We start from the raw sequence: 22,221 nt of genomic DNA on the forward strand, positions 1-22,221 counted from the left end.
TCCGCCGAAAGACGCCGCAGCAGTGCCGAGCCAACCATCCCGCGATGGCCGGCCACGAAAACCGTCTTGCCTTTCAGCTCAAAGGGCGTGTTCAACTCGCGGGCCTGCATCCTTTTCTCCAGTTGAGCCACGGCAGTGCCGCCCTTAGCACCAGCCTTGCGCGGTGTCTAACACCAAGTCGATTCAAATCGGGCGGTTTAAGCCGTGGAATTTGCTCCAGTTTTGATGCCGCGCGTCTGGGAGCAGATCGCCGCCGACGTGCGCGCCCGCATCATGGACACCTCGCCGCTCAAGCAGCGCCTCTATGACCTCGGCATGAAAGCCGGGCTTGCGGCAATCGAGCAAGGCAAGCGCTCCGCCTTCGCCGACATGCTGCTGTTCCGTGCGCTGCGCGACCGCCTCGGCTTCACGCGGCTGCGCTCGGCGGTAACGGGCGGCGCGCCGCGCTCGGGCCCGACACGTTCAAGTTCTTTCAGGCCATGGGCGTCCCCTTGCGTACGCTCTACGGCCAGACCGAGCTGCTGGGTGCCTACACGCTGCACCGAAGTGGCCAGGTCGATCTGGAGCGGCTGCGCCGCTATGGTGATTAGAGCGAATTCGTCGAACCGTCATCGCGTTCCGCCATGTTGTCCGAGCCTGATCTGTACGCAATCCCTGGCATTTGCCGCGATCGGGCTCTTGCTCACGATCCCGATACCACCGGCATCGGCATGGCTGAGGACATCGAAATCCGCATCGAGCAGCCGGACATGCACGGCGTCGGCGAGATCGTGGTGCGGCATCCCAACATGTTCTTAGGGTATTACAAGAATCCGCAAGCCTCCGTTGTCGACATGCGGGACGGCTGGCTGCATTCCGGCGATGCCGGCTATTTCAACGACAGCTCTTTACTCGTCAGCTTTTCCAAAGCCGCCTCTGAAATAGTCAACGAGACCTGAGTCGACCCTCGTTAGGGTGAGGAATGGAATATCAATCAAAGGAATCCCAAGTACTCGATCGAAGGTTACGATCTGCTGCGGCACCAAACATCAGATTCAGCTCTTGCTTTGACAGATCCCGAGATCTGGTCCTCCCCGGCACAACCACGGGCAATCTGAGAGCCCGCGCTATTCCGCAAAGCGAGCGCGGTTCAGCAGCGTTCGGGACACCATGCCTGGTGGGCCGCTTCCGCGCTCGCATAGCCCGCGTTGGACCGCCGAGCAGCGTCCCGTCGGACGCAAGGCCGCGGCCGGCATCGTAGGAATTGCAACAAAATACGCACCGGCGCTATGTCGGCAGGCCCCTCTCCCGCTTATCGGCAGCTCCGACAAGCTCACGTCCGCAAAGCGGCACCTTCGATCAACCGCTCACAAAAGGGTACCCGCGACATTAAGCTGCAATCAGCACCGGGAGAGCCGCAATGCCATGAACAAAGTTCGATTCGACCCGTTCCGGCTCGCCGACAACTCGGACGTCCAGACGCCGATTCAGCATCTCCTCCCAAAGAATCTTAAGCTGCAGCTCCGCAAGGCGCCTACCGACGCAGCGATGGATGCCGAATCCGAACGAGAGATGTTGCCGCACGTTCTTGCGATCGATGATGAAGCTCTTGGCCTGGTCGATAGCCTCATCGTCCCGGTTGCCAGAGATGTACCACATCACGACCTTATCGCCCCGCCTGATGTGCTTCCTGCCTATCATGATATCGGTTGTGGCGGTGCGGCGCATGTGCGCAATGGGCGTCTGGTACCGTATGATCTCGGACACCGCACTGGGCACGAGCCTAGGATCATCGCGCAGCTTTCGCAGCTCGGAGGGATTCTGGTTCATGAACAAGACACCTCCGCTAATCGAATTGCGCGTGGTGTCGTTCCCGCCAACGATCAACAGCATGAGGTTTCCTAGAAACTCACGCGGCTGCATATTTCGCGTAGCCGGTGAATGCGCCATCATTGAAATCAGGTCCACCCGCGGCTCGGCATTTACCCGCTCGTTCCAAAGCCGTGTGAAATAGTCCGAGCACTCGGAAAGCACTGCTCTTCGTTTTTCCCAATTGTCGATCACATGGCCTATTTTTGGAGTCAGCGCGGCCACGTCGGACCAGTACGTCAGCAGTCGCCGATCTTCAAAGGGAAAATCGAATAAGGTTGCCAACATTTGCGTGGTCAACTCGATCGACACCTTGTCGACCCAGTCAAACGTGTCGTTGCGCGGCAAGCTGTCCAGGATCTTGTTGACGCGCAGGCGGATCAAGCCCTCAAGGTGTCTCAGATTTTCGGGTGCCACTATCGGACTGATGGTGTTGCGCTGCTCCTCATGCTTAGCACCTCCCATTTTGATGAAGCTCGGAGTCCTATACTCCTCCGGCGTATCGACGATCGTGATGCCACGCTCTGACGAGAACGCCGTGTGATTCGCGTCCACTTTCATGATGTCGTGGTACTTTGTTATGGACCAATAAGGACCGTAAGGGCTATCTTTACAGTAGTGAACGGGATCTTCTCTTCGCAACCGCTCGAAGCAAGGCCAAATCGTATCATTCTGAAACCGCTTGGGCTCGCTGACATCTAGGTGGCTTAGCGCGAGATCACGATCACCCTCGCATACGCGCTCTCGTGCCATAATCGTCTCCTGCACCTTTAGGCTCCAAAGTTGCGGGCTCGCCCGAGCGCTGTTTTCGAACAAGGGATGCGCCGACCTTGATTCGCCTTAATTCAACGTCGGTCGAATTAAGTTTCTGGAGAGTTCTCACGATCTTTGAATTTCTTGTCGCTCCGCACTTCCGCTCGGCAGTAGTTGCGATTGGTCGGGTGAAGAATATTAGAAAGAAGATCGAAGGTCCCCTACCAGGATTTGGAGCAGGCGTGATGTCGAAGCGAGGGCCGTCCGACGGGTGTCGCAGTTTCAGCGGCCCGAATGCGGGCGGATCCCATGAAGTGTCCTCTTCGCCCCAGGCCGCCGCGGCGACGCGATCTGCACAACAAGGCTACTCCGGGTGACTGTACATCGTTCACAGTCCATAAGAAGGAGGAATTGCCGATAAGTGAAGCAAGTGATGATTACGAGAGAAGAACTCCATCAATTGGTGTGGTCCAAACCGATGACCAAAGTTGCCGAGCAATTCGGCGTCTCCGGCAGCTATCTGGCTCGCGTCTGCACCACGCTCAACGTCCCTCGACCCGAACGAGGCTTCTGGGCGAAATTGGCGGTGGGAAAAGCCCCACCTCCCAAGCCGCTTCCGGACGCGCGACCCGGCGATCAGCTATCCTGGGCGAAGGATGGGGAACTTCGACCTCCGTCGCCGAGAGCCCGGTTAACACCCCAACACACCCCCAAGGCGCAGATCCGTATTCCAAGAACGTATGTTCATCGGCTTATTCATCGCGCCAGAAAGCATGTCGAGAACGGCAGGCCAGTGGATGACCAAGCCTATCTCAAACCTTATAAGTAACGATGCAGCCTTCCAGACTGAGAAGGTCCAGCACCTCCAAGGCGCCCACCGTCTCGTTGCGGCCAGGCGCTTTCTGCTGAGCCAAAGCCATGCGGGTTTCCACTGCAAAGACGTTGACCAGATGCAGCGGCGTGGCTTTGCCGCCTCGCTCGTAGGCGCCACGCACCGCCTTGCCATCGACGGCCACACCCCGGTGAGCTTGAGCGCATTGGCCTTGGCAAAGGCCGACATAAAACGACGGAAAACCTTCTCGAAGGCTTGCGGCTTGAGCAGACGGAATACCGGGCTGAATGTATCGTGGCTCGGGATTCCATGCTCCAGGCGAAGGAAGAGCCGCAACAGCGCCTCCTTCGACCGTGACCCGAACCGAACAGAGTCGCCCAAGCGCCGGCACACTGCCACCCGCGTATGACCAGGGACTTATCATCCTTGTCGCCATTTTCGGTAAAGCCACTGCCGGGGAAGCTTTCGCCGGGCTTCTCCGCGTGACGGATGATCATCAGGGTCAGTGCACTCTTCACCCGATCGCCATGCTCTGCCGCTGCGCTGCGCGCGAGCCCAGTACCGGATGCGTCTACGTTCCGGCCATGGCCTGGCGGGCCTTCGTTTCAGGGGCGCCCGGCGTGAAGTACTTCTTGCTCCAAGCGGAGTTGGGGGTCAGTTTGAAGGTCTTCGGTTCCTTGTCCGACTTGATGCGCGCGCGGTAGTGCTCATAGAGACGCAGGAACTCGGCCATGTACATGCCCGCGATCCTGGGGCATTGCGTTATCTGGAGAAGGTTTTCGTCGTTGCTGTGCAAGGAATTGCCGCTGAAATTGGCGGAGCCCGTAAAGACGACCGGGTTCTCTCCTTCGGCGTCGATGACCACGAACTTGTGGTGCACGCGCACCATGATCTTCGGACTCTCGCCCGGCCACAACACGCGCTCTGGCGCGAAGTCGGTAGGCGCGGCGCCGGCATTGAAAGCCCCGAAGCCCACGATCTCGTCGCTTTTTTCCGCCCTGTCGAGGATCGCGATCTTCGCCGCAACGTCGCCCCGCGACGGATCTCCTTTCGGCTGACCGGAGGGCACCCTGTTGACGAGCGCCAGCATCATTAGCCCGGCGTCCGACGCGGCGAACACCGCATCCAACAGATCCATGTCGGTCGGATCGAAGGCGCAAAGCAGGACCGAGTGCTTGGCAGCCTTGACCGCCTCGACGATGGTGTCGATCGAGACCCGGGTCGCCTTGCCTTCCGGCGGAAAGAAGACCCGGATCGTCGCATCGCCCACTTTCATCTCATCCGACCAGCCTTCTTCATCCTTTTGCGTCGCCGACAAGCCCGGATCGCTGTCCAGCAATCGCTTGCGGTCGAGGTACAGTTTCGCCAGTTGCGGCGACTCGAAGGCATGCAGCACGTTGGCCTGCGCCGACAAGCCTTCGCTCGTGAAATTGGCCGAGCCCGTGAGGACCGCTTCCGCGTGATCCGCCGCCCCCACCCTCACCAGGAACTTGTCGTGCATGATGCTGGCGTGCGTGCGAGGGGCGAAGAGGTTCGCGGGGCGGCCGGCATCCTCCAGCTTCTTTATGGCGGCGTCGGAGGTGTGGTCCTTGCCCGTGTGATTGTACGCCAAGGAAACGGCACCGCCGTAATTTAGAAACGAGGGGATGATCCAGATATCGTCGGTCAAGTGATAGATCGCACCCTCGATGTCCTTGCCCGCAGCGCGGTCGAGAAATTGGGGTACCGCTTGCTCCATACCGTTAGCAAGCCAGGCTCTCGCAGCCTTCTGCTGGGCCGGCGTGCTGATGTTCGGGAACTGCTTCGAGAATGCCTGCGAACTAACGACGGCGCGGTTGAAGTGGGACGTGATGCCTTGCTCTTCGACGTTGGGAACGGTGACGACGATCTCCGCGGCTTGGGCGTCCGACAGTTTCAACGACGACGACTGGCCCGTCACCGGGATGACCCGGTAAGTGAACGAGTGGCCGCGGTCCTTGGTGTCGATACGCGCGTCCCACCAATAGAACTTCTGGATCGGCGCCTCATTGCTTGGGAAGTCGCTTTGGTCAGGCTCGGGTCCGTTGAAACCGATGCGGTTTGGCAACCAGCTGGATTCAGCACCGTCAAACCCCGGCGTTCGCTGGATCGCAAAACCGAGGAAGTCTTCGTGATCGTCGCCGGCGGGCCAGTCATAGGCCAGTAGAACCAGCGTAGGTGACGTATAGGACTTCACCACCACCTTTCCGTCTCCGCCGGCGTTCCTGGACTTCGTCTCGGTGGATTGACCGTGAACCGCCGATTGCCGGTGAGAATGCGTCGCTGTCTTCGTGGTCATTTCGGTTTCCCCTCTTCGTTGTCGCTCTTGCATTTGCCGACGTCGCCGGTGGCGATGGACGTTTCCAGCAGACCGGGCGCGGCCGGCTTGCCGTCGAACCAAACTCCCATCTGTCGAGCGATACCGGCCACTGCATCCGCGAGGCGACGCTTCTCGTTGATCGTCCGCACGATGTCCCACTCGTCGTGCGACCCGAGGCTATAGGCGACCGAAGCACGCAAGCCGTAGTAGTCCCTGAAGGACCGTTTATCCACGTTGAGGCCCAGGCCAGGATCGGTTTTGGCGAGATCGTCATAGGCCACGTCGAGCTTGCCGAGATCGTTCTGGCCGTCGAGACCGAAATGGATGGCAAAGTCGGACCGTCCGGTGAAGTAGACGAAGTCGAATGCGCCGAGCCCGTCTTCTCCTTCGAGTACCTGCGACCACATGAGCATGTAATCGGGGCCACCGGCGCCGCCAGGGAGAGAGAACTCCTTGGCTCCCGGGTTCAGGACCCAAACGTCGCGGACGCCGTACTGGCGCTCGATCCGTTCCTTGATCTCGGCCGCGACCTTCAAGTTCTCGTTTAGATAAGCACCCCCTACCGTCGATAGCGGAATACTGAGATAACCTATCGCCTTGCCGGCCCGCTTCTGCACGTCGATCGCCTTCCGGATATCGGTCAGCTTGCGAGCGACGGCGTCGATCAGACTTTGCTGGACACAGTAGCAAAATCCGTTCTTCGAGCATGACGTCACCCTCGCCAGCGCGGCCGAGGATTGGCCGGCCAGCCCGAGGAGGAGAAGAGCCAGAGATGCCGACAGTCGGTTCATCGGCGAGGCCTCACTGACAGGATGGAGTGGGAGCGAGTGCTTCTTGGAGCAAGCGGGCCAATCTGATTCCCGCAAGCGCAAGCTGCCGGTCGACGACGGGCTGCGCCTTCGTGAAATATCTGGCGCCTATGGCGCCGTCATCTGGTATGTCGTAGGCTACCTCGTGTGCCAATCGATGGGAGTCCGCCGCCCAGTCGGCAGGTGACCCGCCGGAAAGACCCGTCAGGTCCCGTCCAGGAAACCAGGTAGTCTCAAGCCGCACGACGTATGCGCCCCAGTCGTAGACCGTACGCATGATCAACCCGGTGTCCCATACCGCGTGCAGATTGGTCGATTGCCCGAAGAACATCACCGGGATCAGATTGCCACCCTGGTCGTCCTTACCGGTGTAGGCATCCCAGCGATCGGTCGCATGCAGCGGTTGATGCACGTCGCCGACGAAATGGACGAGAAACTTCAAGGCCTCCAGACGGTCCGCCGCTGGCTTCGAGCAGTCGGCCAGGACGGTTCTGAAGCGTGCGATCGCATCGACCACGCATGCGCCGTTCCTGCAATCGGCGTCCGGATCGTAGGTCGAACGATCGTCGGGAATGTTTACGAAATGCCACGCGGCGGTATCGGGATGGCTCGCGCGATAGTCGTCGGCCCAACTCGCGATCGAGGAAAGCGATGCCGCCGGATGATCGACCGATGGTGTTTCGGCGGCGAGAAGGACCTGGATCTTAGCGAGCGACGCCGCATCCAACCGCCGTTGGGCGATCTCGGCCACGATCGAATGGCCCTCTTCTCCCCAGGCGAGAGCTTGCGCCGGCAAGGTCAGGGCGATCAGACAGGCCAATCCAATCGTCTTCACGGGATGCCCCCGATAGATCAAGCCACTCTACTGTAGCGCGGCAACTATCCACAACACAACTGACAAGTTTTCGTGCCAAATGTGAACCAGTTCATATCGCCGACGTACTGCGGCACTCAATGTCGTTCGACGTCGAAGAGCCTGGGGCAAAGCCGATGCGAATAGCACTAGCTGCGATCGGACCGTCGCTCGCAATCGCCGATCCGCGACTTGCGCTCGCCTGGAGCGATGATGGCCATAAGACCATCGCGCTTGTCGCGGAGCAGTGTCTCATGCCTTCGGCAAAGCGCCGGATCATGGCCATGCTCGCTTCGGACACCGGCAATACTCTGACCAAACACGATTTCGCAAGCGAAGCGACGTGGGCCGACAAGTATCGGGACGAGGACGATCGGCGGCTTCATTACGAACAGACGCAAAACTGGCATTTCGTGGACATCGAACTCGACAGTCCCGACATCGCGACGGCATGTTTCGGACGCGAGCCGCTTCAAGTCGGCACGCCGGCCTCGAACGGCCCGGCCAAAGCCTGCGTCGTAGACAAGATTCAGCAGTTCGAAACGGAAATTTCGGCCAACGGCACGGACCCCGGCGAAAGCCTTATGGCGCTGAAATTCATCCTGCATTTCGTGGGTGACATGCATCAACCTCTGCACTCTTCCGACAACCACGACCGCGGCGGCAACGACGTCAAGATAGAGGTGGATGGCTTCCCTCACTCATCTAAAGATGTTCTCCACGGATTTTGGGACACGCAATTTGTCGATGCGCTCGGCTCGCCGCCCGACTCGATCGCTTCGAGCCTTCTGGCGGAAATAACACCGTCGCTCGCGAAGGAATGGACGCAGGGCACCCTCGACGACTGGGCCATGGAGGCATTCAACCTGTCGCGTTCGGATGCCTACGGGAGTCCACCGCTTTCGAAGTCCGCACTTCAACATCTTCGCTCGGAATACGTCGGGCCGGCGTCCGCCTCGCCTTTCTTTTGAATAAGGATCTGGGCCAGGAAGAAACGGATTGGGATGCGTGCCTTCCGGCGGCAGGCAAACGGCAATGAAGGAGCAACCTTTGATAGTGATCAATATGCCCGGTGGGGGAGTTCAAGATATCGACGAATCCGATCTGTTTTGGTTGAGAAAGGCATTTGACAGTGAGTGGAAGGGCGCGACGATGCTGCAGCTCGCAGCCGACCGCATTTATTCAAACGAGCCGATTGACGACCTGTCGAAGAAGTTCGAGCAGGCCAACGTGCCGTTAGCCGAGTTTTCGGCGCCGGAATCCGCCAAGACAAAGCTACTCGTCAGCGCCCAACGTGTTCGACAGGTAATTGACAGCGATCCGGTTATCTATAACGAGAAAGCCGAGTCGGTTCTCATATTTCCTACCAAACTGCGTCTTGCCGTACGCGAGACACCGGACGAGGCGCGGAAGAGGTTGAAAGATGCAGGGACGCACGTCGCCTGATGGCCGGTGCTGGCGACTGAAGACGGAGCACATCACCGCAGGCCCGATGATCGCGGTCGGGGAGACCGACGACCAAATTGCGAATTTCTTGATGATGAGTCGTAATCAAGTCCATGGGCCGAGAGATAGAACGCTAGACCTATGTTCGCGCCCTGAGGTGACGAGCGGCCCGCGCCGCGGCAAGCTACTATCGAGGGTTGCGCCGGATGAGCCGGCGCCGAGCCTCAAGCATGGGGAGCGGGCCTGATGGAGGATAGCATTTTCGTGGGGCTGGAGGTCCATAAGGCGACGACTTCGGTGCCGGTGGCTGAAGGGCTGCTCGGCGGGGAGATTCGTAACTTGGGGATTATCGCCAATCGTGCCGATCAGGTTGCGAAGCGCGACGGCAACGCTCGATACGCTCCTGTCTGGACCCGGCGGTGAAGGCCTCTCGGATTCTCCTCGAGGTTCTCCGCGTAACGGTCGCACGTCACCTGATCGATGCCAGCTACTGCCCGCCTCTTCAACGCGAGGAATGCCGCACGCAAGCAGCCGACGTAGACGTGGCGCAGGAGCGCCGTCAGTTTCTCCTTCCCTGTTCCTGTTGACGGCTTCTCGTATGCGGGCCTGCGCCCGGGACACGGTTTTCCGGCTCTGCGTCCGGACCGTGCTTTGCGGGACCGCATTCCCCTTGGTCCCACCCCTTTTCTCCATCGGCTCCGCTGCAGCATAGGCCGCGTTGTTCGCCGACTTCCTCGGTACTCTGGATGAATCCAACTGCTCCACGTCGTGCATCACGGACTTCGGCCTTCGTGCGGCCCAAGCGGCAACCCAGGCAATGCGGAGACCTCCCGGTTCCCGCGCAGAAGACGTGCGCACATGCCAGGGTCTCAGACGCCGCGAAGCCGATCGGGCACTCGCGATCGCGTGCCCAACCATATTGCCTTCTGCCGGAACGAGGGCATCGGCACTCCGGATGACTGGAATTTCGCCGCTCAATTGCTAGCCTATGCGTTTCCCTGTCAACGCTTCACGCGCCGCCTCGCAGCGACCCGTGAATGCAAGGGGCCGATGTGGATCGCTACTGCTTCACCGTGAAGGGCTTGCACCTTCTGTCTCCTGCCGGTCTCCCGGCGCACCGCTCCAATCCACCATGAGCCAATTTGATCAAGCTCCAGCCAACGCAACGCAATGAGATCAAGCTTCAAGTGTATCCGTTGCCACCTACCAAACGTGACGCCCCGTCGGAATTCTGGTGCCACAGTCGACAGATGCACTTGATAGTCTTGTTAGCCCAGTGAGCTGTCGTCAACGAAATATGATCATTGTCTCCTTCTTCGATTTTGCTGGCAGATAATGGCCCTGCAGGTATTTTAGCTATCCCAAGACGCTCCAAGCCTTCTCTGCTTTCAGTAGAGACACCATTGGCGCTGTGATTGAATAAGTGGATAGAAAAATTGGATTTCGACTTGAGGAGCGTTCGCCCCAGCATTTAAGCGGTGTCCCTAAGCAAGGCCTTGAGCCACATAACCACACGAGGCAAGACAAAGGGAGGCAAGCACAAATGTGTTGGTGGTCTTTCCTTTGTTCGGCTTTCGCATCCGATCGTACGAGGCGCAATTGACGACCGCAGCCGAGAGCAGATTCCATGAGGCCGATGCATTCGCCCTTGTCGGCCAGGCTTCCTGCTGCAAACCCGCGAGTTAGAGCCGTTCTAGCCGTAGCGACCGCCTGGCCATACGGGAGGAGCGATGAAAGGCGCCAAGTGGAACCCGTTCTACTCCGTTGAGGAGGAGACCAATCGTCCCACGATACTTGCTTTCGCCGCCCTCGATACTTCGCTCTTCCACGAACAACAGAGCTGGCTTGATCAAGCGCAGAGGCAGCTGGTTTCTGAGTTCAGCAGCGTGTCAGCTACGTCGAAACCAAATTCAGCGAAGCTGGCGTCAGATCGCGCGAGGCGGTGAGTTGCACAATGTCGCTCCGCACGAGGCCAAAGGACCTCGCGCAAGAGTGTTGGGAGCAGGCCAACGCTAGTACTAGTTCCCATGTCTTAGGAACGAAAAGGTATGAACGAATTCGCTCAGAAGGTAACGGTGCCGCTTGCCGACAGATTTGCGCTGTCGCCCGAAGAGGCTAGCGCGCTCACGGGGATCGGCATGACCTCAATCCGGCAAGCGATCAATGCTGGGAAGCTCATTGCCCACAAGCATGGGACGCGGACCATCATCTTGCCCGACGACCTTCGCGCATGGCTCAAGACGTTGCCGCGAGCCGGGAAGAGCGTCGCCAGCGGAACCAAAGAGGCCGCACGTATGTGACCAAGCACGGCGCGCTCGCGCTCGGCCACAGGACGCCGCGCGCCTTGAACGAGGAATTCTCCCTCGATTGTAAAGTCCCACAACCTGAGAAGCCCGGTGTAGTTCGGATCTTCGGGCTGATGACAGGCAAACTCCTCAAAAAGCGCATGCTTGAATTCCGGGTCGCCCACCGGAACGAAGCCGTGGAACCGCGTCTTCCGAGGCTGAAACAGCTTGCCGTTATGGAAGGTTTTCTGAAGTGCGGCACTATATTGCCCGCCGCAGTCTCAAGGCAATTGGCGAGCTCACCTGCAATAGTAAGCTCGTCGAAATAATCTCCGGCGCGCAATTTGGCGATGAGTTCGATTGCGTCGTCGCCATCGCGCCAGGAACCCAGCCCGTCCACCGGCGCGCGCGCAAGCGCAAGGGCGAGATCGGAAAATCTCTGATCACCGCTGGATTGATGCCAGGCGATCAGCAGCTCTATGCGCTGCGTGTTTGAAAGGCCCGTCGGTTGTAACGAATTCCTGTACTTGCCAGGCGTCTTGACCCATACCGGGAGGTGAAGAAAATCGGCCGCAATCTTGGCAAAGCACCTTGCCACAACTGAAAGGCTATCGGCCGGAAGCCTGATGGTTCTGCAATGCGACCAGACTGCTCTTGCAAACTCGGTTTCGGTGGCACGAGACGATCGATCGACGACCGCTCTCGTTTAATTTCCGATTTGAGCGCAGCGTGAGCGGAGCCCGCATAATGCTTGGCCTGCAAGATGATCCTGGCCCCGCCTTTGGCGTGGCGGCCATCCATACCGCCGTCCGGACCAGCCGCGAAGCCTTCGAAGCGAACGCCGAGTTCGCGCCCGACGAGCTCGCGCACAAGGTCTTCGAAATCGGCCGGCGAGAGGTTTCCAAACCCGTAAGGCATTCTAGCGCTCTTTGTAGATCGGGATGGAGGCCGCATGCGCGTCCACGATTTCGATGACCTTTTTCTCCAACGGGAGTTTTGTCTTCTGTTCGGACCAGACCTGCTTGAACCGCTGGACCGTTTCGGTCGCGGTATCGAGCACCAGCTTTTCGGAAATCTTGGCCTTCGCCGCAAGGTGCTTCAGCTCATCCCTGGAGAACTCGGCCATCTTCTTGGTGCGGGAATAGTTAAGCGCCATCTTGTCATCCGCGATGTACGGAGTGGTCGAAAGCAGATCGTAAGCGGGTGAGAGGATCGGTGTGCGCCGGTCCGGATAGATCAGGGACCAGTTTTTAAGGTGCATGTCGGTATTGCCGATCAGCGTGCTGAACACCAGCCTGCGAATGAATTCGCCGACATCGGCGTCGCCGGTCTCGATGCCGAGTACGTTCGCGATGCCTTTGTAATTGACATGTTCGTATTTCTCGTCGGGAGCGACGCCGAATACTTGCGCAAAATCTTCCATATGGACGGGGCCGTCGGGTGTCCGGTCGAACCGCTTTATGGCGAGCGCCTGGCCTCTGATTTCTCCGATACCGTCCGGCAATCCTTTGATCGCATCGACGTCGATCAATTGAAGGTCCGGCACGTCCATGCCCATCGCCTTTGCGATGGTCATCATCGAGTATTCGTTTTCGGGCACGCCTGGATATTGGGGGGACGGCAATTTGACGATCCACGAGCCGCCTACGCCCTCTGCGGGTATGGTGAGGCCTCCCCTTTTGGAATCGTTCTTGAGCGCCGAGAACTTCAACTGGACGCCCGCCAGCGAAAACCGCAGCATATTTTGTCGCTCATCCGGCGTCAGGTCCTCTTCGACCTGAGGCGGCAAAGCTTCGCCTTCCGCCGGATGGACCGAAAGGGCGCCGGGGAGATCCTGCCCGAGCATCCACAACAGGAAGAACTCGCGTTTTTCTTTGACGCCCGCGCGCTCAGCGAGGTAGCGGCGCAAAGGTCCTTCCGGCAAAAGGTTGGAAAAGAACGGCGGGAGAACCTGCCGGTACGGTTTAAACGCCGTCAGTAGATTGCCGAATTGATCTTTGAAGGAGAGGCTGAGCGTTGGACGGTCGGGATCATCAATGTAGCTTTGATTGAAAGCAAAAAGCGTCCGGTCCCCCTGCACGAGCGTCAGGGTGGCAATGGGCTTGCCATACAGGTGAACGTCGAGGACCGATACGTCAGGCATCGGTGTCCTCTTCATCAAGGGCGTAAGCCGGACGCGGCGCTTCCACGGGATGCGCGATACGGTTGCGCACCGTGCGCAGCATTCCGGCTACGTTTCCAAGCTCGGCGCGCGGGTTCGGACTCTCTTTAAGCTGACTTAGCAGCTTTATGGCCTCGGTGACGGTCGCGAGATCGTCCTTGCGAAGGCGCACCTGCTTCAGTAAACGCAAATACTCCTCAATGCGGTCGAGAGCGACGGAACGGCCCTCCAGCTTCTTCTGTCTGGCGATGAAACGCTCGCCCTTGGTGAACAGAGCGGACTGCCCATCTTCGGGAGACAAGCCGTCAGCACTCGAGCGCAGGACGCCCTGCACGGCGGGAAGAAGCTTTTTGGGCACAAGCACGACCTCTAAGTCGAGTGCCCGCGCCATTTCGATAAAGCTGGACAGGCCCGGTTCGAGACGGCCGGTTTCGATCTGGGAAATGTGGGCCTGGGTCAGTCCTGAGCGGGCGGCCAAAGCGCGCTGGCTCAGGGCCGCTTTGACGCGCTGGCCTTGTACTTCGCGGACAAGTTCCTCACTCTGGTAAGACATGATACAATATCCTGATCAAGTTCGACCTCTGATAAGGATACATATCAAAACCGGAACCATAAATCAAGCCTGTTCGATAATTATCCTTATCAAAAGACGATAATGATAAGGATTCTATGTCAACTTTGGCCTTTAACGTCTCACGACATGAGCAGACAGGAAAGAGCAGCGTTGAGAGGCCGACATCGCTCCACTGCCCTACCCAAAGGTGTGGAGACCTTCGACCTGATCGATGGCGTCTACGTCGCGCACCCGCGCTGTGCGATTCCGGTCGCCCCCCGACTCTTCGTCAAGGTCTTGTGGAGGTCGCCAGCGCGCGCACGACGCAGGCCTGACAGCAGTCCAAGGCTGAACAGGTCTATTGTTATCTTACCGGTTCAAGATTCAAACAGCGGATTGAAGCCATCGTCGAGCGCTTCAAAGACATGCGAGACGACATCGATAAAGAGCGCAAATTCATGCTGAAAGCCTGGGCCAAACGCGAAGCCCAAGTCAGCTCGATGATCGAGTCCACTGTTGGCGTGGTAGGCGACCTGCACGGCATTATGGGGCAAGCATTGCCGGAGATTTCGGCAATCGAAGAGCCGCCGATGCTCGAAGGGAAAGCCGCTTAAACTCTCCTGCGCGCTAGACACGGCCTCGGCCAACAGGGTCGTGACGATAGCGGCATCGCTGGACGGCTCAGTTGATAACACAGACAGCAGGGGCCAACGCAAGCACTGGATCAAGATCAAAAAAGTGCCGTCATCCTCGCGACGAGCTGGGATTTTTGAGATGGCTTGCGACGAAGTGACCGTTTACATGTCGGTTGTATCCGTGACAGATCAACTTTGGAGAAGCATTCCCGGCATTACCCGACGAGAGCAATGATCGATAACAGCGACCGCATCAGCCCGCGCTTCAAGAGCAAGCTACCAAGAATAATGAACGAGATTTGCAACGGTCTCCTTGTGATCGAACCGGCCATCAAGGAAATGGCCGTCCCTTTGAGGGACTTGCTCGATTTCTTGGACTTCGAAATCCAGAAGGTTGAAGTGCAGATTTCTCATGCGCCGCTCAATCGAGCTGACGCTCGCAAGTTGCCTCAGTTGAACGCTTGGCTCTCGGAGCTGACATCCTTACGCAAGGACTTCGATGTCGCGTTAGTGGTTTCTCCAATTCAGTTCGTGCGAGAGATGGTCAAACGTGTAGACCAAACGTTCGGAGTTTAGGTTCTTATGTTCAAAATCAACAAGGAAGAAAATTCGATTGAGCCTCTCAGGTCGCAGACCTTCGCTGACCTTGGGTTCAGAGAACGGCAGCATCTGCAGGAGTGGATTGCAAAGACTCCGGCCTGCCTCGGCGAAGAACTGCTAATCATACAAAAGGAGTTCGCCGGTTTCGCCGACACGCAGGAGCGCCTCGACTTGTTGGCCTTGGATAAACAAGGCTCGTTAGTCCTGATAGAAAATAAGCTTGACGACACCGGACGCGACGTTACGTGGCAGGCCCTGAAATACGCCTCGTACTGCTCTAGCCTGTCTAAGGATAACATACGCAGCATCTTTCAAGAGTATCTCGATAAAAGCGGTTCTGGCGGAGACGCTAAGGGGGCCCTTGTCGAGTTTCTCGACGCTGAGGACTACGACGAGATTGTCCTCAATAAGGGCTCCACCCAGCGGATCATGCTCATTGCGGCAAATTTTCGCAAAGAGGTCACATCGACCATTCTCTGGCTGCTGAACTTCAAGCTGCGTATTCAGTGCTTCCGGGTGAGGCCATGGTGCGCTGGGGATAGCATCTTTCTGGACGTCGACCAGATAATTCCGACGAAGGATGTTGAGGAATTCATGATCGGACTTGCTTCTAAGTCCTTGGATGAGGTTGAAGCAGCAGCCGAAGAGAAGAAACGCTATAAAGTTAGACGACAATTCTGGACCGAACTGCTTCGAGCAGCAGGTCCAAAGATACCGCGCTTCGCGAATATCTCGCCGAATCACTTTCACTACGTATCGGCGGGCTCAGGGCTCCGCGGAGTGCCGTACAACTTTGTTGCAAGTAAATCATTCGGACGAGTCGAGCTCTATATCGACCGGGGTGACAAGGACGAGAATAAATCGATCTTCGACGAGCTATTCTCGCAAAGAACAACAATCGAAAATACCTTTGGAGCAGCCCTTACTTGGGAGCGACTGGAGGATAAGCGCGCGTCTCGGATTAAGTCAGAAGTGGACGGCGATTGTTTTGATGAGTCTGAACGACCAGCGATGATCTCGACCATGGTAGATGCGATGACGCGGTTGGAGGGCAGCCTTAAGGAGCCTCTCGCTCAGATACAGCGGAGGCTCAAGGCCAGGTCACAAGAAGAGTAGTGCCCGCGTATTTTCGAATGAGCGGCAAGCTGCCGCGAATGGACGAAAGCCGATCTAGGAACAAGGACATTCACCAGCACGAATGCCAGTATTGAAGATATCAAAGCTCACCAAGCGCTCTGTCCAGAGCCCTCCCCAGAAAGCGTTGCACCCGGGGACAGGACTCGGCCACGGACGATAGCTACTGATGTACCGCGCGGTATGACGAAAAGAAAATGCGCGCGGCGGGGATGGATTTGCCCCTGATGTGAACTGTCAGCTTTCGGTGAAAAGCTGATCGTAACGAGAGGAGCGATTTGCCGGGCTCATCTAGATCGCTAGCCTGTAGGAGCTTTTGTTTTCAAAAGTTTACCTGGCGGCTTAGACTCTATTCGGCGGACGCGCACGCTTACATTGGCGTTCGGCGAGTTACCGGATCTTGAAGTTCAAGTGACCCGCGAAAAGCTCAATGGTTTCTACGCACCCGATAGTGATTCTGGCCTGAAAGCCACGGGGGTCGGATTCAAAGCGCACCAAAAACGGCCGCAGCTCCCAGGTCCGATTGTGGACGACCGACGGTATGTTCCATCGCACCGTACGTGAAGTCGCATCAATTATCGGCTGAAGTGGCGAGGGCCTCTCCGGCACATGGGCGAGTAGCTCGCCCGGGTCAAAGTGTGTCACAGCCAGATCGATTGGGTGACGGGGCGGTTTGGGCCTCTTTGCCCCGCTCTTCAGTGGAACAACTCCCTCGGGGAAGCTTATGTCCATGGAAACATTCGTCGCTTCAGCACTGCCCGTGTTGCGCAACACTAGTTGGCAAAGGAACTGACGCTGCTCACGTGAACGCCACAGTTGAAATTCTGCGAGATAGGCTTGGTACTCCTTGTCATACTCACTAATCGCCTCCTCCGAGTGACCGAAGTACCATGCAGTTCGGACCTTGGGCGCTGGTTCTTCCTGGATGTCCGGCAGCTCGACAACCAGGAAGTTTGTATGGTCTTCAAAACTCAGTTGCAGATGAGGCAGGCGACTTTGAAGGCGTTGAAGCTCTTTCCGTGTCCTCTCCAGCTCGATTTCCGTTTCGTCCGGCTCGTCTGCAAGCCTATCCTCATCTCGCGGCTTGATGGCTGGAATCGACCGACTGCGCAGCTTCATCCTGAGCCCGGTGTCGTTGGTGAATAGCGTAACGTCTACGTTCATCTGCTCTCGGAATTGCAGAGTCGTCGCAATGAGAATGTCGTCGGGCACGGCATCCGACAGCCGATGGGCAGCGAAATTGATCCTCGGTGATTCATCATAAAAATGTAGACGGACGCGCTCTGAGACGTAAATCGGCTCCGCCTTTTCAAGGTAGCCATTGAGCCATTGGATAATTTCATTCGCTCGCCGTCTTAGCCGCGCTGATCTGTTCGCCAGCTTTTGTTGCTCCAGCTCGTGAATTAGAGGAGGAGTTATGACGAGAATAACCTCCTCACCTGCAAAGTAAGCCCCCCATTCCAGCCTATCGGGCCGCCGGTAATGCAGAAGTGTATTGGTATCGAGAACGACGTACTTTGTCATGGCCGGCTGTACAATCTTGGGGCGCGCTTTCGCCAGCTCTATGCCGGGTCGACTACGTCCCAAATCGTTCCGAATCCGAAACCAATGACAAGACCTATTGGGTAGAACCAAACCCCTTGCAGGTCAGGCGCACCATAGCGCAACAGCGCTAGCACACCTGCGCCCGTTAGTACCGCAACTGAAGAGGTCATTGCTGATCGCGTCCACTCTTCTGCTTCCTGTGCAAAGAACGCGACCAGCATTCCAATGATGAAGCCAAGCAGCGCAGCGCCAACAGGCGCACCGGCGTCCTTGTTCACGGATGCGACGGCTAGGCCGCACAGCCCGATCAACACTAGGCCCAGCCCGAACCAAAGCGGACGCTTTCCCGTTGTTTTCTTCGTCATGCTGCCCCCATGATGCGAACCACCCGCATCAGTCCTGAACCGTAGAACGCTTTCCAGTTTGCTTTTTGCTGCGGCCCGCTCACCGCCGTAGCGGCGCAAAGTGTTTGATACCGCGAGAAGCGCGGTGCTGGCAGCCATTGGATCGATTTTCCACAGGCTGACAAGCCGAACCGCGAACGGTTCATTCAGCGCAAATGCGCGCATCCGGGCTGCAAGATCGCGGAACGTGTCTTCTGCCTCGCCCAATCTGGCTAGCTCTTCGTCGTCTAAGTCCACAGGCTCAAGAGTACCATTGTCCTTCGCGTTCTGCGCTGCTCTGACGTTGTCGTAATGTACACTCTTGTGGATCGCTTCAGTACGCAGGTCAACGAAGCGCCTGAACGGCTGACCGACAAACGACCGTTACGATCCAGCCGCCCCCTAGGGCAAAGGTGCCAATCGCACTCCAAACGTCACTCATCACCTCCTGTCAGACACATGACGGGAGCCGCGGGCGACACGACCACTACGGATTGGCGCTCTCGGCGCAACCGGGCGAGTCGCAGAGGCGGCCAGCTACTAACTCGGGCTCTCGGCTCATCGTGTGTATCGGCCTGCCCGCACTTCGTGCTCCCAGTCCTCTGTCCCGATCGTCGCACCATACGCCACGATGTAGAACACCGCAGCGGAACGTTGGCACCGAGAAATCCCATACCGGTTACCAATCCGATCGAACGCCTCAACGGCGAGATCAAGCGGCGCACTGAGGTGGTCGGCCTCTTCCCCAATGAGGATGCCATCGTTCGCCTCATCGGCGCGATCCTGCTCGAGCAGACGACGAGTGGGCGGTCCAGCGCGGCCGCTACATGACACTGGAAACCATCGCCCCGTTGGGCGATGATCCCGCCGTCAGCTTCCCGGCAATCGCCAGCTGACCAGTCCGGCTCTCGCCGGCGAACGCGGTGTCCCACCGCCAATTACACCATGCTCAGGGACACGATCTGATCAAGCGCAGAGGCAGCTGGCTTCTGAGTTCAGCAGCGTGTCAGCTACGTCGAAACCAGATTCAGCGAAGCTGGCCGTCAGATCGCGCGAGGCGGTGAGCTGCACAATGTCGCTTCGCACGAGGCGAAAGGATCTCGCGCAGACCAACGCTAGTACTAGGCTGGGAGGCTGATTGCCCACAAACATGGGACGCGGACCATCATCTTGCCCGACGACCTTCGCGCATGGCTCAAGACGTTGCCGCGAGCCGGGAAGAGAGTCGCGAGCGGAACCAAAGAGGCCGCACCAGCGTGAGGGCGGATTTTATCCTTCAGCGCCCCACAAAATCGGTAATATTTCGGTAAGCCAAAAGGGATACAGAAACACTAAATCGCTTATTTTATAGGACTTCAACGCAGTCCGTCACGGATCATGTATCCCGCGCCGCGAATGGTGTGGAGCAGCGGCCGGTCGAACCCCTTGTCGATCTTGGAACGCAGCCGCGAAATGTGCACGTCGATCACGTTGGTCTGCGGATCGAAATGATAGTCCCAGACATTTTCCAAGAGCATGGTACGCGTCACCACCTGCCCGGCATGCTTCATCAGATATTCCAACAACCGGAATTCGCGCGGCTGCAGCGTCAATTCGTCCTTGCCGCGGGAGACCCGGTGCGACAGGCGGTCGAGCTCGAGATCGCCGACGCGGTAGGTGGTCTCCTCGGCCGGGCCGACGTTGCGGCGCGACAACACTTCCACTCGCGCCAGGAGCTCGGCGAATGAATAGGGTTTTGGCAGGTAATCGTCGCCGCCGGCGCGCAAGCCCTTGATGCGGTCGTCTACCTGTCCGAGTGCGGAGAGAATCAGGACGGGCGTCCGATTGCCCTTTTCTCGCAAGGCGCCGATCAGCGAGAGGCCGTCGCGCTTGGGCAGCATGCGGTCGACCACCAGGACGTCGTAGTCGCCGTTCTCGGCCATGACCAAGCCCTCCTCGCCGTCGCCTGCGAGATCGGCGATATGACCGACCTCGCGGAACGCTTTGACGAGGTAGTCCGCGGACTCGCGATCGTCTTCGATGATCAACAGGCGCATATGCTTGTCGGACGTACTCAAGTGGATCGACTTTCCTTCAAAATGGCGCGAGCGACAGTTTGATGCAAGGCGCGCTCGCGCCACGAGGTTGATCGAAAAAGTGGGCGGTGAAGCTGGGGGACTTCACCGCCCTGAGACCCTTCCGACGGAGGGGGGCGTTTTCCACCGGAAGGAGGAAGCGGGAGCGGGCTTGCGCCCGCTCCCTGGAAAGAGCCGTCGGCGGGGGCGACAGATGCCGGCGACACCCTCCAACTCGTAAACTCAATCGGGCATGGTCCGGATCATGCCTCCTTGCTTGAGCATGACCTCTCCGGAGAACCGGCTTCCGCTTTGCGCGAATGCGGCCCTCCGGATCGCGATCATGCTCTACCCTTTGGCCAGGGGCACTGCGACAAAGCGCGACTGGCCGCCGGTCTTCACCCGCATCAGAACGCTATTCTTGTTGTCGTTGCGTGCCGCGTTGATCGCCTCGCGCACATCGCCGGCGTTGGCGACCGTCTTGCCCGCGACCTCGAGAATGACATCGCCTTCCTTGAAGCCGCGATCGGCCGCCGCGCTCTTCGGGTCGACGTCGGTGACGACGACACCTTCCTTGCCGGCGCCGGCGACGCTGCCAGCGGGCGCGACCGTCAGACCGAGCTTCGGCACGTCGGTGCCGCGCGGGGAGGTGTTGCCGTTGTCGCTTTCTTCGGCCTTGGCTTCCACCTGGTTAGGAAGCTGACCGAGCGTCAGGTTGACGACCTTGTCCTCACCCTTGTGCAGCACATCGAGCTTGACCGCCGTCCCCGGGGCCAAGCCACCAATCGTGCGCGCAAGCTCGCGGGCATCCTTGACCGTCTCGCCATTGACCTTGGTGATGACGTCACCCGACTCGATGCCGGCCTTGGAGGCCGGGCCGTCCTTCTGGGGTTCGGCCACCAGCGCGCCTTCCGCCTTCTTCAGGCCGAGGCTGTCGGCGATGTCCTGCGTCACCGGCTGAATCTGGACCCCGATCCAGCCGCGGCTGACGGATCCCTTGTCCTTGAGCTGGGCGACCACGCTCTTGACGGTGGCAGACGGGATCGAGAAAGCGATACCGACGCTGCCGCCCGAGGGCGAGTAGATCGCGGTGTTGACGCCGACCACGTCGCCCGCGGTGTTGAAGGCCGGACCGCCCGAATTGCCCTTGTTCACGGGCGCATCGATCTGGATGAAATCATCATAGGGACCGTTGCCGATGTCGCGGCCCATGGCCGAGACGATGCCGGCGGTCACGGTGCCGCCGAGGCCGAAGGGATTGCCGACCGCGAGCACCCAGTCGCCGATGCGCGGCTTGCCGTCGGCAAGCTTGGCGAACGGGAAGTTCGAACCACCCTCCACCTTGATCAGGGCGAGATCGGTGCGTGCGTCGGTTCCGATCACCTTGGCCTTATAAATCTTGCCATCGTCGGCGGTGACCTCGACCTTGCTGGCGCCGTCCACGACGTGGTTGTTGGTGACGGCGTAGCCGTCGGCCGAAATGAAGAAGCCAGAGCCCTGGCCGGTGATCACCCGGTGGCCGCCGCGCGGAAAATCAGGCCCGCCGAAGCGGCGGAAGAACCGCTCCATCGGCGAACCCGGCTGGAACGGAAGATCATCGTCGCCATCATCCTTGGCGACCTTCTCATTGATGTTGACCTTGACCGAAATCACCGAGGGCTTCACGCGCTCGACAATGTCGGCGAAACCGATCGGCTGCTGGACCTTGCTGACCTCGTTATTGACCTGTGCGTGCGCCGGCGTCGAAAACACATTCGCCGGCCCGCCCGAGGGTCCGAAGCCGTAAACGGCCACGCCCAGGCCAGCCACGACCGACGCCATCAGCGCAAATTTGCGCGCAGACAACAGCGAGCGGCGACCCGGCCGGAAGGATGGGAACGACGAGAGATCGGTCGGACGATCGGTCATAAAGCTTTCTCCAGGAACCTGAGCTGAAAATCTTCGGTGCAGATGTAGACACCGCTCGGAGACGAAGATGGGGACGGACGCCTT

General features: G+C 58.6%; 19 protein-coding genes and 3 pseudogenes. 10 read left to right on the top strand and 12 right to left on the bottom strand.

The window, feature by feature from the left end; all coding sequences use genetic code 11:
* Nucleotides 1–207 precede the first annotated feature (207 nt).
* Nucleotides 208–896: pseudogene (locus tag F758_RS53540) on the top strand (hypothetical protein); the annotation flags it as partial.
* A gap of 472 nt (nt 897–1,368) precedes the next feature.
* Here the strand turns inward: F758_RS53540 and F758_RS0136265 are convergent.
* The 5 genes and pseudogenes from F758_RS0136265 to F758_RS0136285 all read right to left on the bottom strand — a co-directional run bounded on the left by F758_RS0136265 (nt 1,369) and on the right by F758_RS0136285 (nt 7,415).
* Nucleotides 1,369–2,601 carry a cytochrome P450 gene (locus F758_RS0136265; protein ID WP_035724325.1) on the bottom strand — a complete coding sequence of 411 codons (1,233 nt, stop codon included), beginning with the start codon at nt 2,599–2,601 and terminating at the stop codon, nt 1,369–1,371.
* 824 nt (nt 2,602–3,425) lie between these two features.
* Nucleotides 3,426–3,787 (bottom strand): annotated as a pseudogene (locus tag F758_RS48600) (ISAs1 family transposase); the annotation flags it as partial.
* A 217-nt stretch (nt 3,788–4,004) separates the two neighbouring features.
* Nucleotides 4,005–5,654, bottom strand: coding sequence for a phospholipase D-like domain-containing protein (locus tag F758_RS0136275; protein WP_024512445.1), 1,650 nt, complete (start codon nt 5,652–5,654; stop codon nt 4,005–4,007).
* A 92-nt stretch (nt 5,655–5,746) separates the two neighbouring features.
* On the bottom strand, nt 5,747–6,562 hold the full coding sequence (locus F758_RS0136280) for a hypothetical protein (RefSeq protein ID WP_051387141.1): 816 nt from the start codon (nt 6,560–6,562) through the stop codon (nt 5,747–5,749).
* 10 nt (nt 6,563–6,572) lie between these two features.
* On the bottom strand, nt 6,573–7,415 hold the full coding sequence (locus tag F758_RS0136285) for a S1/P1 nuclease (RefSeq protein ID WP_024512447.1): 843 nt from the start codon (nt 7,413–7,415) through the stop codon (nt 6,573–6,575).
* 155 nt (nt 7,416–7,570) lie between these two features.
* Here F758_RS0136285 and F758_RS0136290 point away from each other — a divergent pair, with 155 nt between their 5' ends.
* The 5 genes from F758_RS0136290 to F758_RS0136320 all read left to right on the top strand — a co-directional run bounded on the left by F758_RS0136290 (nt 7,571) and on the right by F758_RS0136320 (nt 11,660).
* Entirely contained in the window at nt 7,571–8,404 is an 834-nt protein-coding gene (locus F758_RS0136290; protein ID WP_198026646.1) for a S1/P1 nuclease, read from the top strand.
* A gap of 64 nt (nt 8,405–8,468) precedes the next feature.
* Nucleotides 8,469–8,879, top strand: coding sequence for a hypothetical protein (locus tag F758_RS0136295; protein ID WP_024512449.1), 411 nt, complete (start codon nt 8,469–8,471; stop codon nt 8,877–8,879).
* 246 nt (nt 8,880–9,125) lie between these two features.
* Nucleotides 9,126–9,302 (top strand): hypothetical protein, encoded by a 177-nt coding sequence (locus tag F758_RS50250; RefSeq protein WP_198026647.1) that lies wholly within the window; start codon nt 9,126–9,128, stop codon nt 9,300–9,302.
* 1,625 nt (nt 9,303–10,927) lie between these two features.
* Entirely contained in the window at nt 10,928–11,179 is a 252-nt protein-coding gene (locus tag F758_RS45375; RefSeq protein WP_024512452.1) for a helix-turn-helix domain-containing protein, read from the top strand.
* Nucleotides 11,180–11,417: 238 nt separating this feature from the next.
* Nucleotides 11,418–11,660, top strand: a complete 243-nt coding sequence (locus tag F758_RS0136320) for a hypothetical protein (protein ID WP_024512453.1) — start codon at nt 11,418–11,420, stop codon at nt 11,658–11,660.
* On the opposite strand, the gene F758_RS52335 is transcribed toward F758_RS0136320, so the two are convergent.
* Genes F758_RS52335 through F758_RS0136330 form a run of 3 tightly spaced genes read right to left on the bottom strand, consistent with a single transcriptional unit; the run spans nt 11,642 to nt 13,878 of the window.
* Nucleotides 11,642–12,082, bottom strand: a complete 441-nt coding sequence (locus F758_RS52335) for a restriction endonuclease (RefSeq protein WP_084305946.1) — start codon at nt 12,080–12,082, stop codon at nt 11,642–11,644. The two genes, F758_RS0136320 and F758_RS52335, sit on opposite strands and share 19 nt — an antisense overlap.
* Before the next feature lies 1 nt (nt 12,083).
* A complete protein-coding gene (locus tag F758_RS0136325) occupies nt 12,084–13,307 on the bottom strand; it encodes a type II toxin-antitoxin system HipA family toxin (protein WP_024512454.1) in 1,224 nt (407 codons plus the stop codon).
* Nucleotides 13,300–13,878 (bottom strand): helix-turn-helix domain-containing protein, encoded by a 579-nt coding sequence (locus tag F758_RS0136330; protein WP_024512455.1) that lies wholly within the window; start codon nt 13,876–13,878, stop codon nt 13,300–13,302. The genes F758_RS0136325 and F758_RS0136330 overlap by 8 nt, the downstream gene beginning before the upstream one ends.
* Nucleotides 13,879–14,273: 395 nt before the next feature.
* Here F758_RS0136330 and F758_RS52340 point away from each other — a divergent pair, with 395 nt between their 5' ends.
* The 3 genes from F758_RS52340 to F758_RS0136345 all read left to right on the top strand — a co-directional run bounded on the left by F758_RS52340 (nt 14,274) and on the right by F758_RS0136345 (nt 16,229).
* Nucleotides 14,274–14,492: a DUF2130 domain-containing protein gene (locus F758_RS52340; protein ID WP_245286697.1), complete on the top strand. Its 219-nt coding sequence runs from the start codon at nt 14,274–14,276 to the stop codon at nt 14,490–14,492.
* A 252-nt stretch (nt 14,493–14,744) separates the two neighbouring features.
* Nucleotides 14,745–15,089 (top strand): hypothetical protein, encoded by a 345-nt coding sequence (locus F758_RS0136340; protein ID WP_024512457.1) that lies wholly within the window; start codon nt 14,745–14,747, stop codon nt 15,087–15,089.
* A gap of 6 nt (nt 15,090–15,095) precedes the next feature.
* The gene (locus F758_RS0136345) at nt 15,096–16,229 is read left to right on the top strand and encodes a DUF4268 domain-containing protein (protein ID WP_024512458.1); all 1,134 of its coding nucleotides are present in this window, start codon (nt 15,096–15,098) and stop codon (nt 16,227–16,229) included.
* A 408-nt stretch (nt 16,230–16,637) separates the two neighbouring features.
* Here F758_RS0136345 and F758_RS0136350 read toward each other — a convergent pair whose 3' ends face one another.
* Nucleotides 16,638–17,771, bottom strand: coding sequence for a PIN domain-containing protein (locus tag F758_RS0136350; RefSeq protein WP_024512459.1), 1,134 nt, complete (start codon nt 17,769–17,771; stop codon nt 16,638–16,640).
* A 38-nt stretch (nt 17,772–17,809) separates the two neighbouring features.
* Nucleotides 17,810–18,403 (bottom strand): hypothetical protein, encoded by a 594-nt coding sequence (locus F758_RS0136355; protein ID WP_157450336.1) that lies wholly within the window; start codon nt 18,401–18,403, stop codon nt 17,810–17,812.
* Nucleotides 18,404–18,853: 450 nt separating this feature from the next.
* Between F758_RS0136355 and F758_RS48615 the strand changes: the two are divergent.
* A pseudogene (locus F758_RS48615) lies at nt 18,854–19,071 on the top strand (transposase); the annotation flags it as partial.
* Between the two features lie 459 nt (nt 19,072–19,530).
* Here the strand turns inward: F758_RS48615 and F758_RS0136365 are convergent.
* Both F758_RS0136365 and F758_RS0136375 read right to left on the bottom strand, forming a co-directional pair.
* On the bottom strand, nt 19,531–20,211 hold the full coding sequence (locus tag F758_RS0136365; RefSeq protein ID WP_035724321.1) for a response regulator transcription factor: 681 nt from the start codon (nt 20,209–20,211) through the stop codon (nt 19,531–19,533).
* A gap of 366 nt (nt 20,212–20,577) precedes the next feature.
* Entirely contained in the window at nt 20,578–22,137 is a 1,560-nt protein-coding gene (locus F758_RS0136375; protein WP_024512462.1) for a Do family serine endopeptidase, read from the bottom strand.
* Between the last annotated feature and the right edge of the window lie 84 nt (nt 22,138–22,221).

Source organism: Bradyrhizobium sp. ARR65 (genome assembly GCF_000472385.1).
Lineage (GTDB): Bacteria > Pseudomonadota > Alphaproteobacteria > Rhizobiales > Xanthobacteraceae > Bradyrhizobium.

Bases quoted from the DNA above. Each gene is read 5' to 3' on its own strand.
- F758_RS0136375 (WP_024512462.1), bottom strand. From the start codon at position 22,137: ATGACCGATCGTCCGACCGATCTCTCGTCGTTCCCATCCTTCCGGCCG.
- F758_RS0136365 (WP_035724321.1), bottom strand. From the start codon at position 20,211: ATGCGCCTGTTGATCATCGAAGACGATCGCGAGTCCGCGGACTACCTC.
- F758_RS0136330 (WP_024512455.1), bottom strand. From the start codon at position 13,878: ATGTCTTACCAGAGTGAGGAACTTGTCCGCGAAGTACAAGGCCAGCGC.
- F758_RS0136265 (WP_035724325.1), bottom strand. From the start codon at position 2,601: ATGGCACGAGAGCGCGTATGCGAGGGTGATCGTGATCTCGCGCTAAGC.
- F758_RS45375 (WP_024512452.1), top strand. From the start codon at position 10,928: ATGAACGAATTCGCTCAGAAGGTAACGGTGCCGCTTGCCGACAGATTT.
- F758_RS0136280 (WP_051387141.1), bottom strand. From the start codon at position 6,562: ATGAACCGACTGTCGGCATCTCTGGCTCTTCTCCTCCTCGGGCTGGCC.
- F758_RS0136340 (WP_024512457.1), top strand. From the start codon at position 14,745: ATGATCGATAACAGCGACCGCATCAGCCCGCGCTTCAAGAGCAAGCTA.
- F758_RS0136350 (WP_024512459.1), bottom strand. From the start codon at position 17,771: ATGACAAAGTACGTCGTTCTCGATACCAATACACTTCTGCATTACCGG.
- F758_RS0136325 (WP_024512454.1), bottom strand. From the start codon at position 13,307: ATGCCTGACGTATCGGTCCTCGACGTTCACCTGTATGGCAAGCCCATT.
- F758_RS0136345 (WP_024512458.1), top strand. From the start codon at position 15,096: ATGTTCAAAATCAACAAGGAAGAAAATTCGATTGAGCCTCTCAGGTCG.
- F758_RS0136290 (WP_198026646.1), top strand. From the start codon at position 7,571: ATGCGAATAGCACTAGCTGCGATCGGACCGTCGCTCGCAATCGCCGAT.
- F758_RS0136295 (WP_024512449.1), top strand. From the start codon at position 8,469: ATGAAGGAGCAACCTTTGATAGTGATCAATATGCCCGGTGGGGGAGTT.
- F758_RS50250 (WP_198026647.1), top strand. From the start codon at position 9,126: ATGGAGGATAGCATTTTCGTGGGGCTGGAGGTCCATAAGGCGACGACT.
- F758_RS52335 (WP_084305946.1), bottom strand. From the start codon at position 12,082: ATGCCTTACGGGTTTGGAAACCTCTCGCCGGCCGATTTCGAAGACCTT.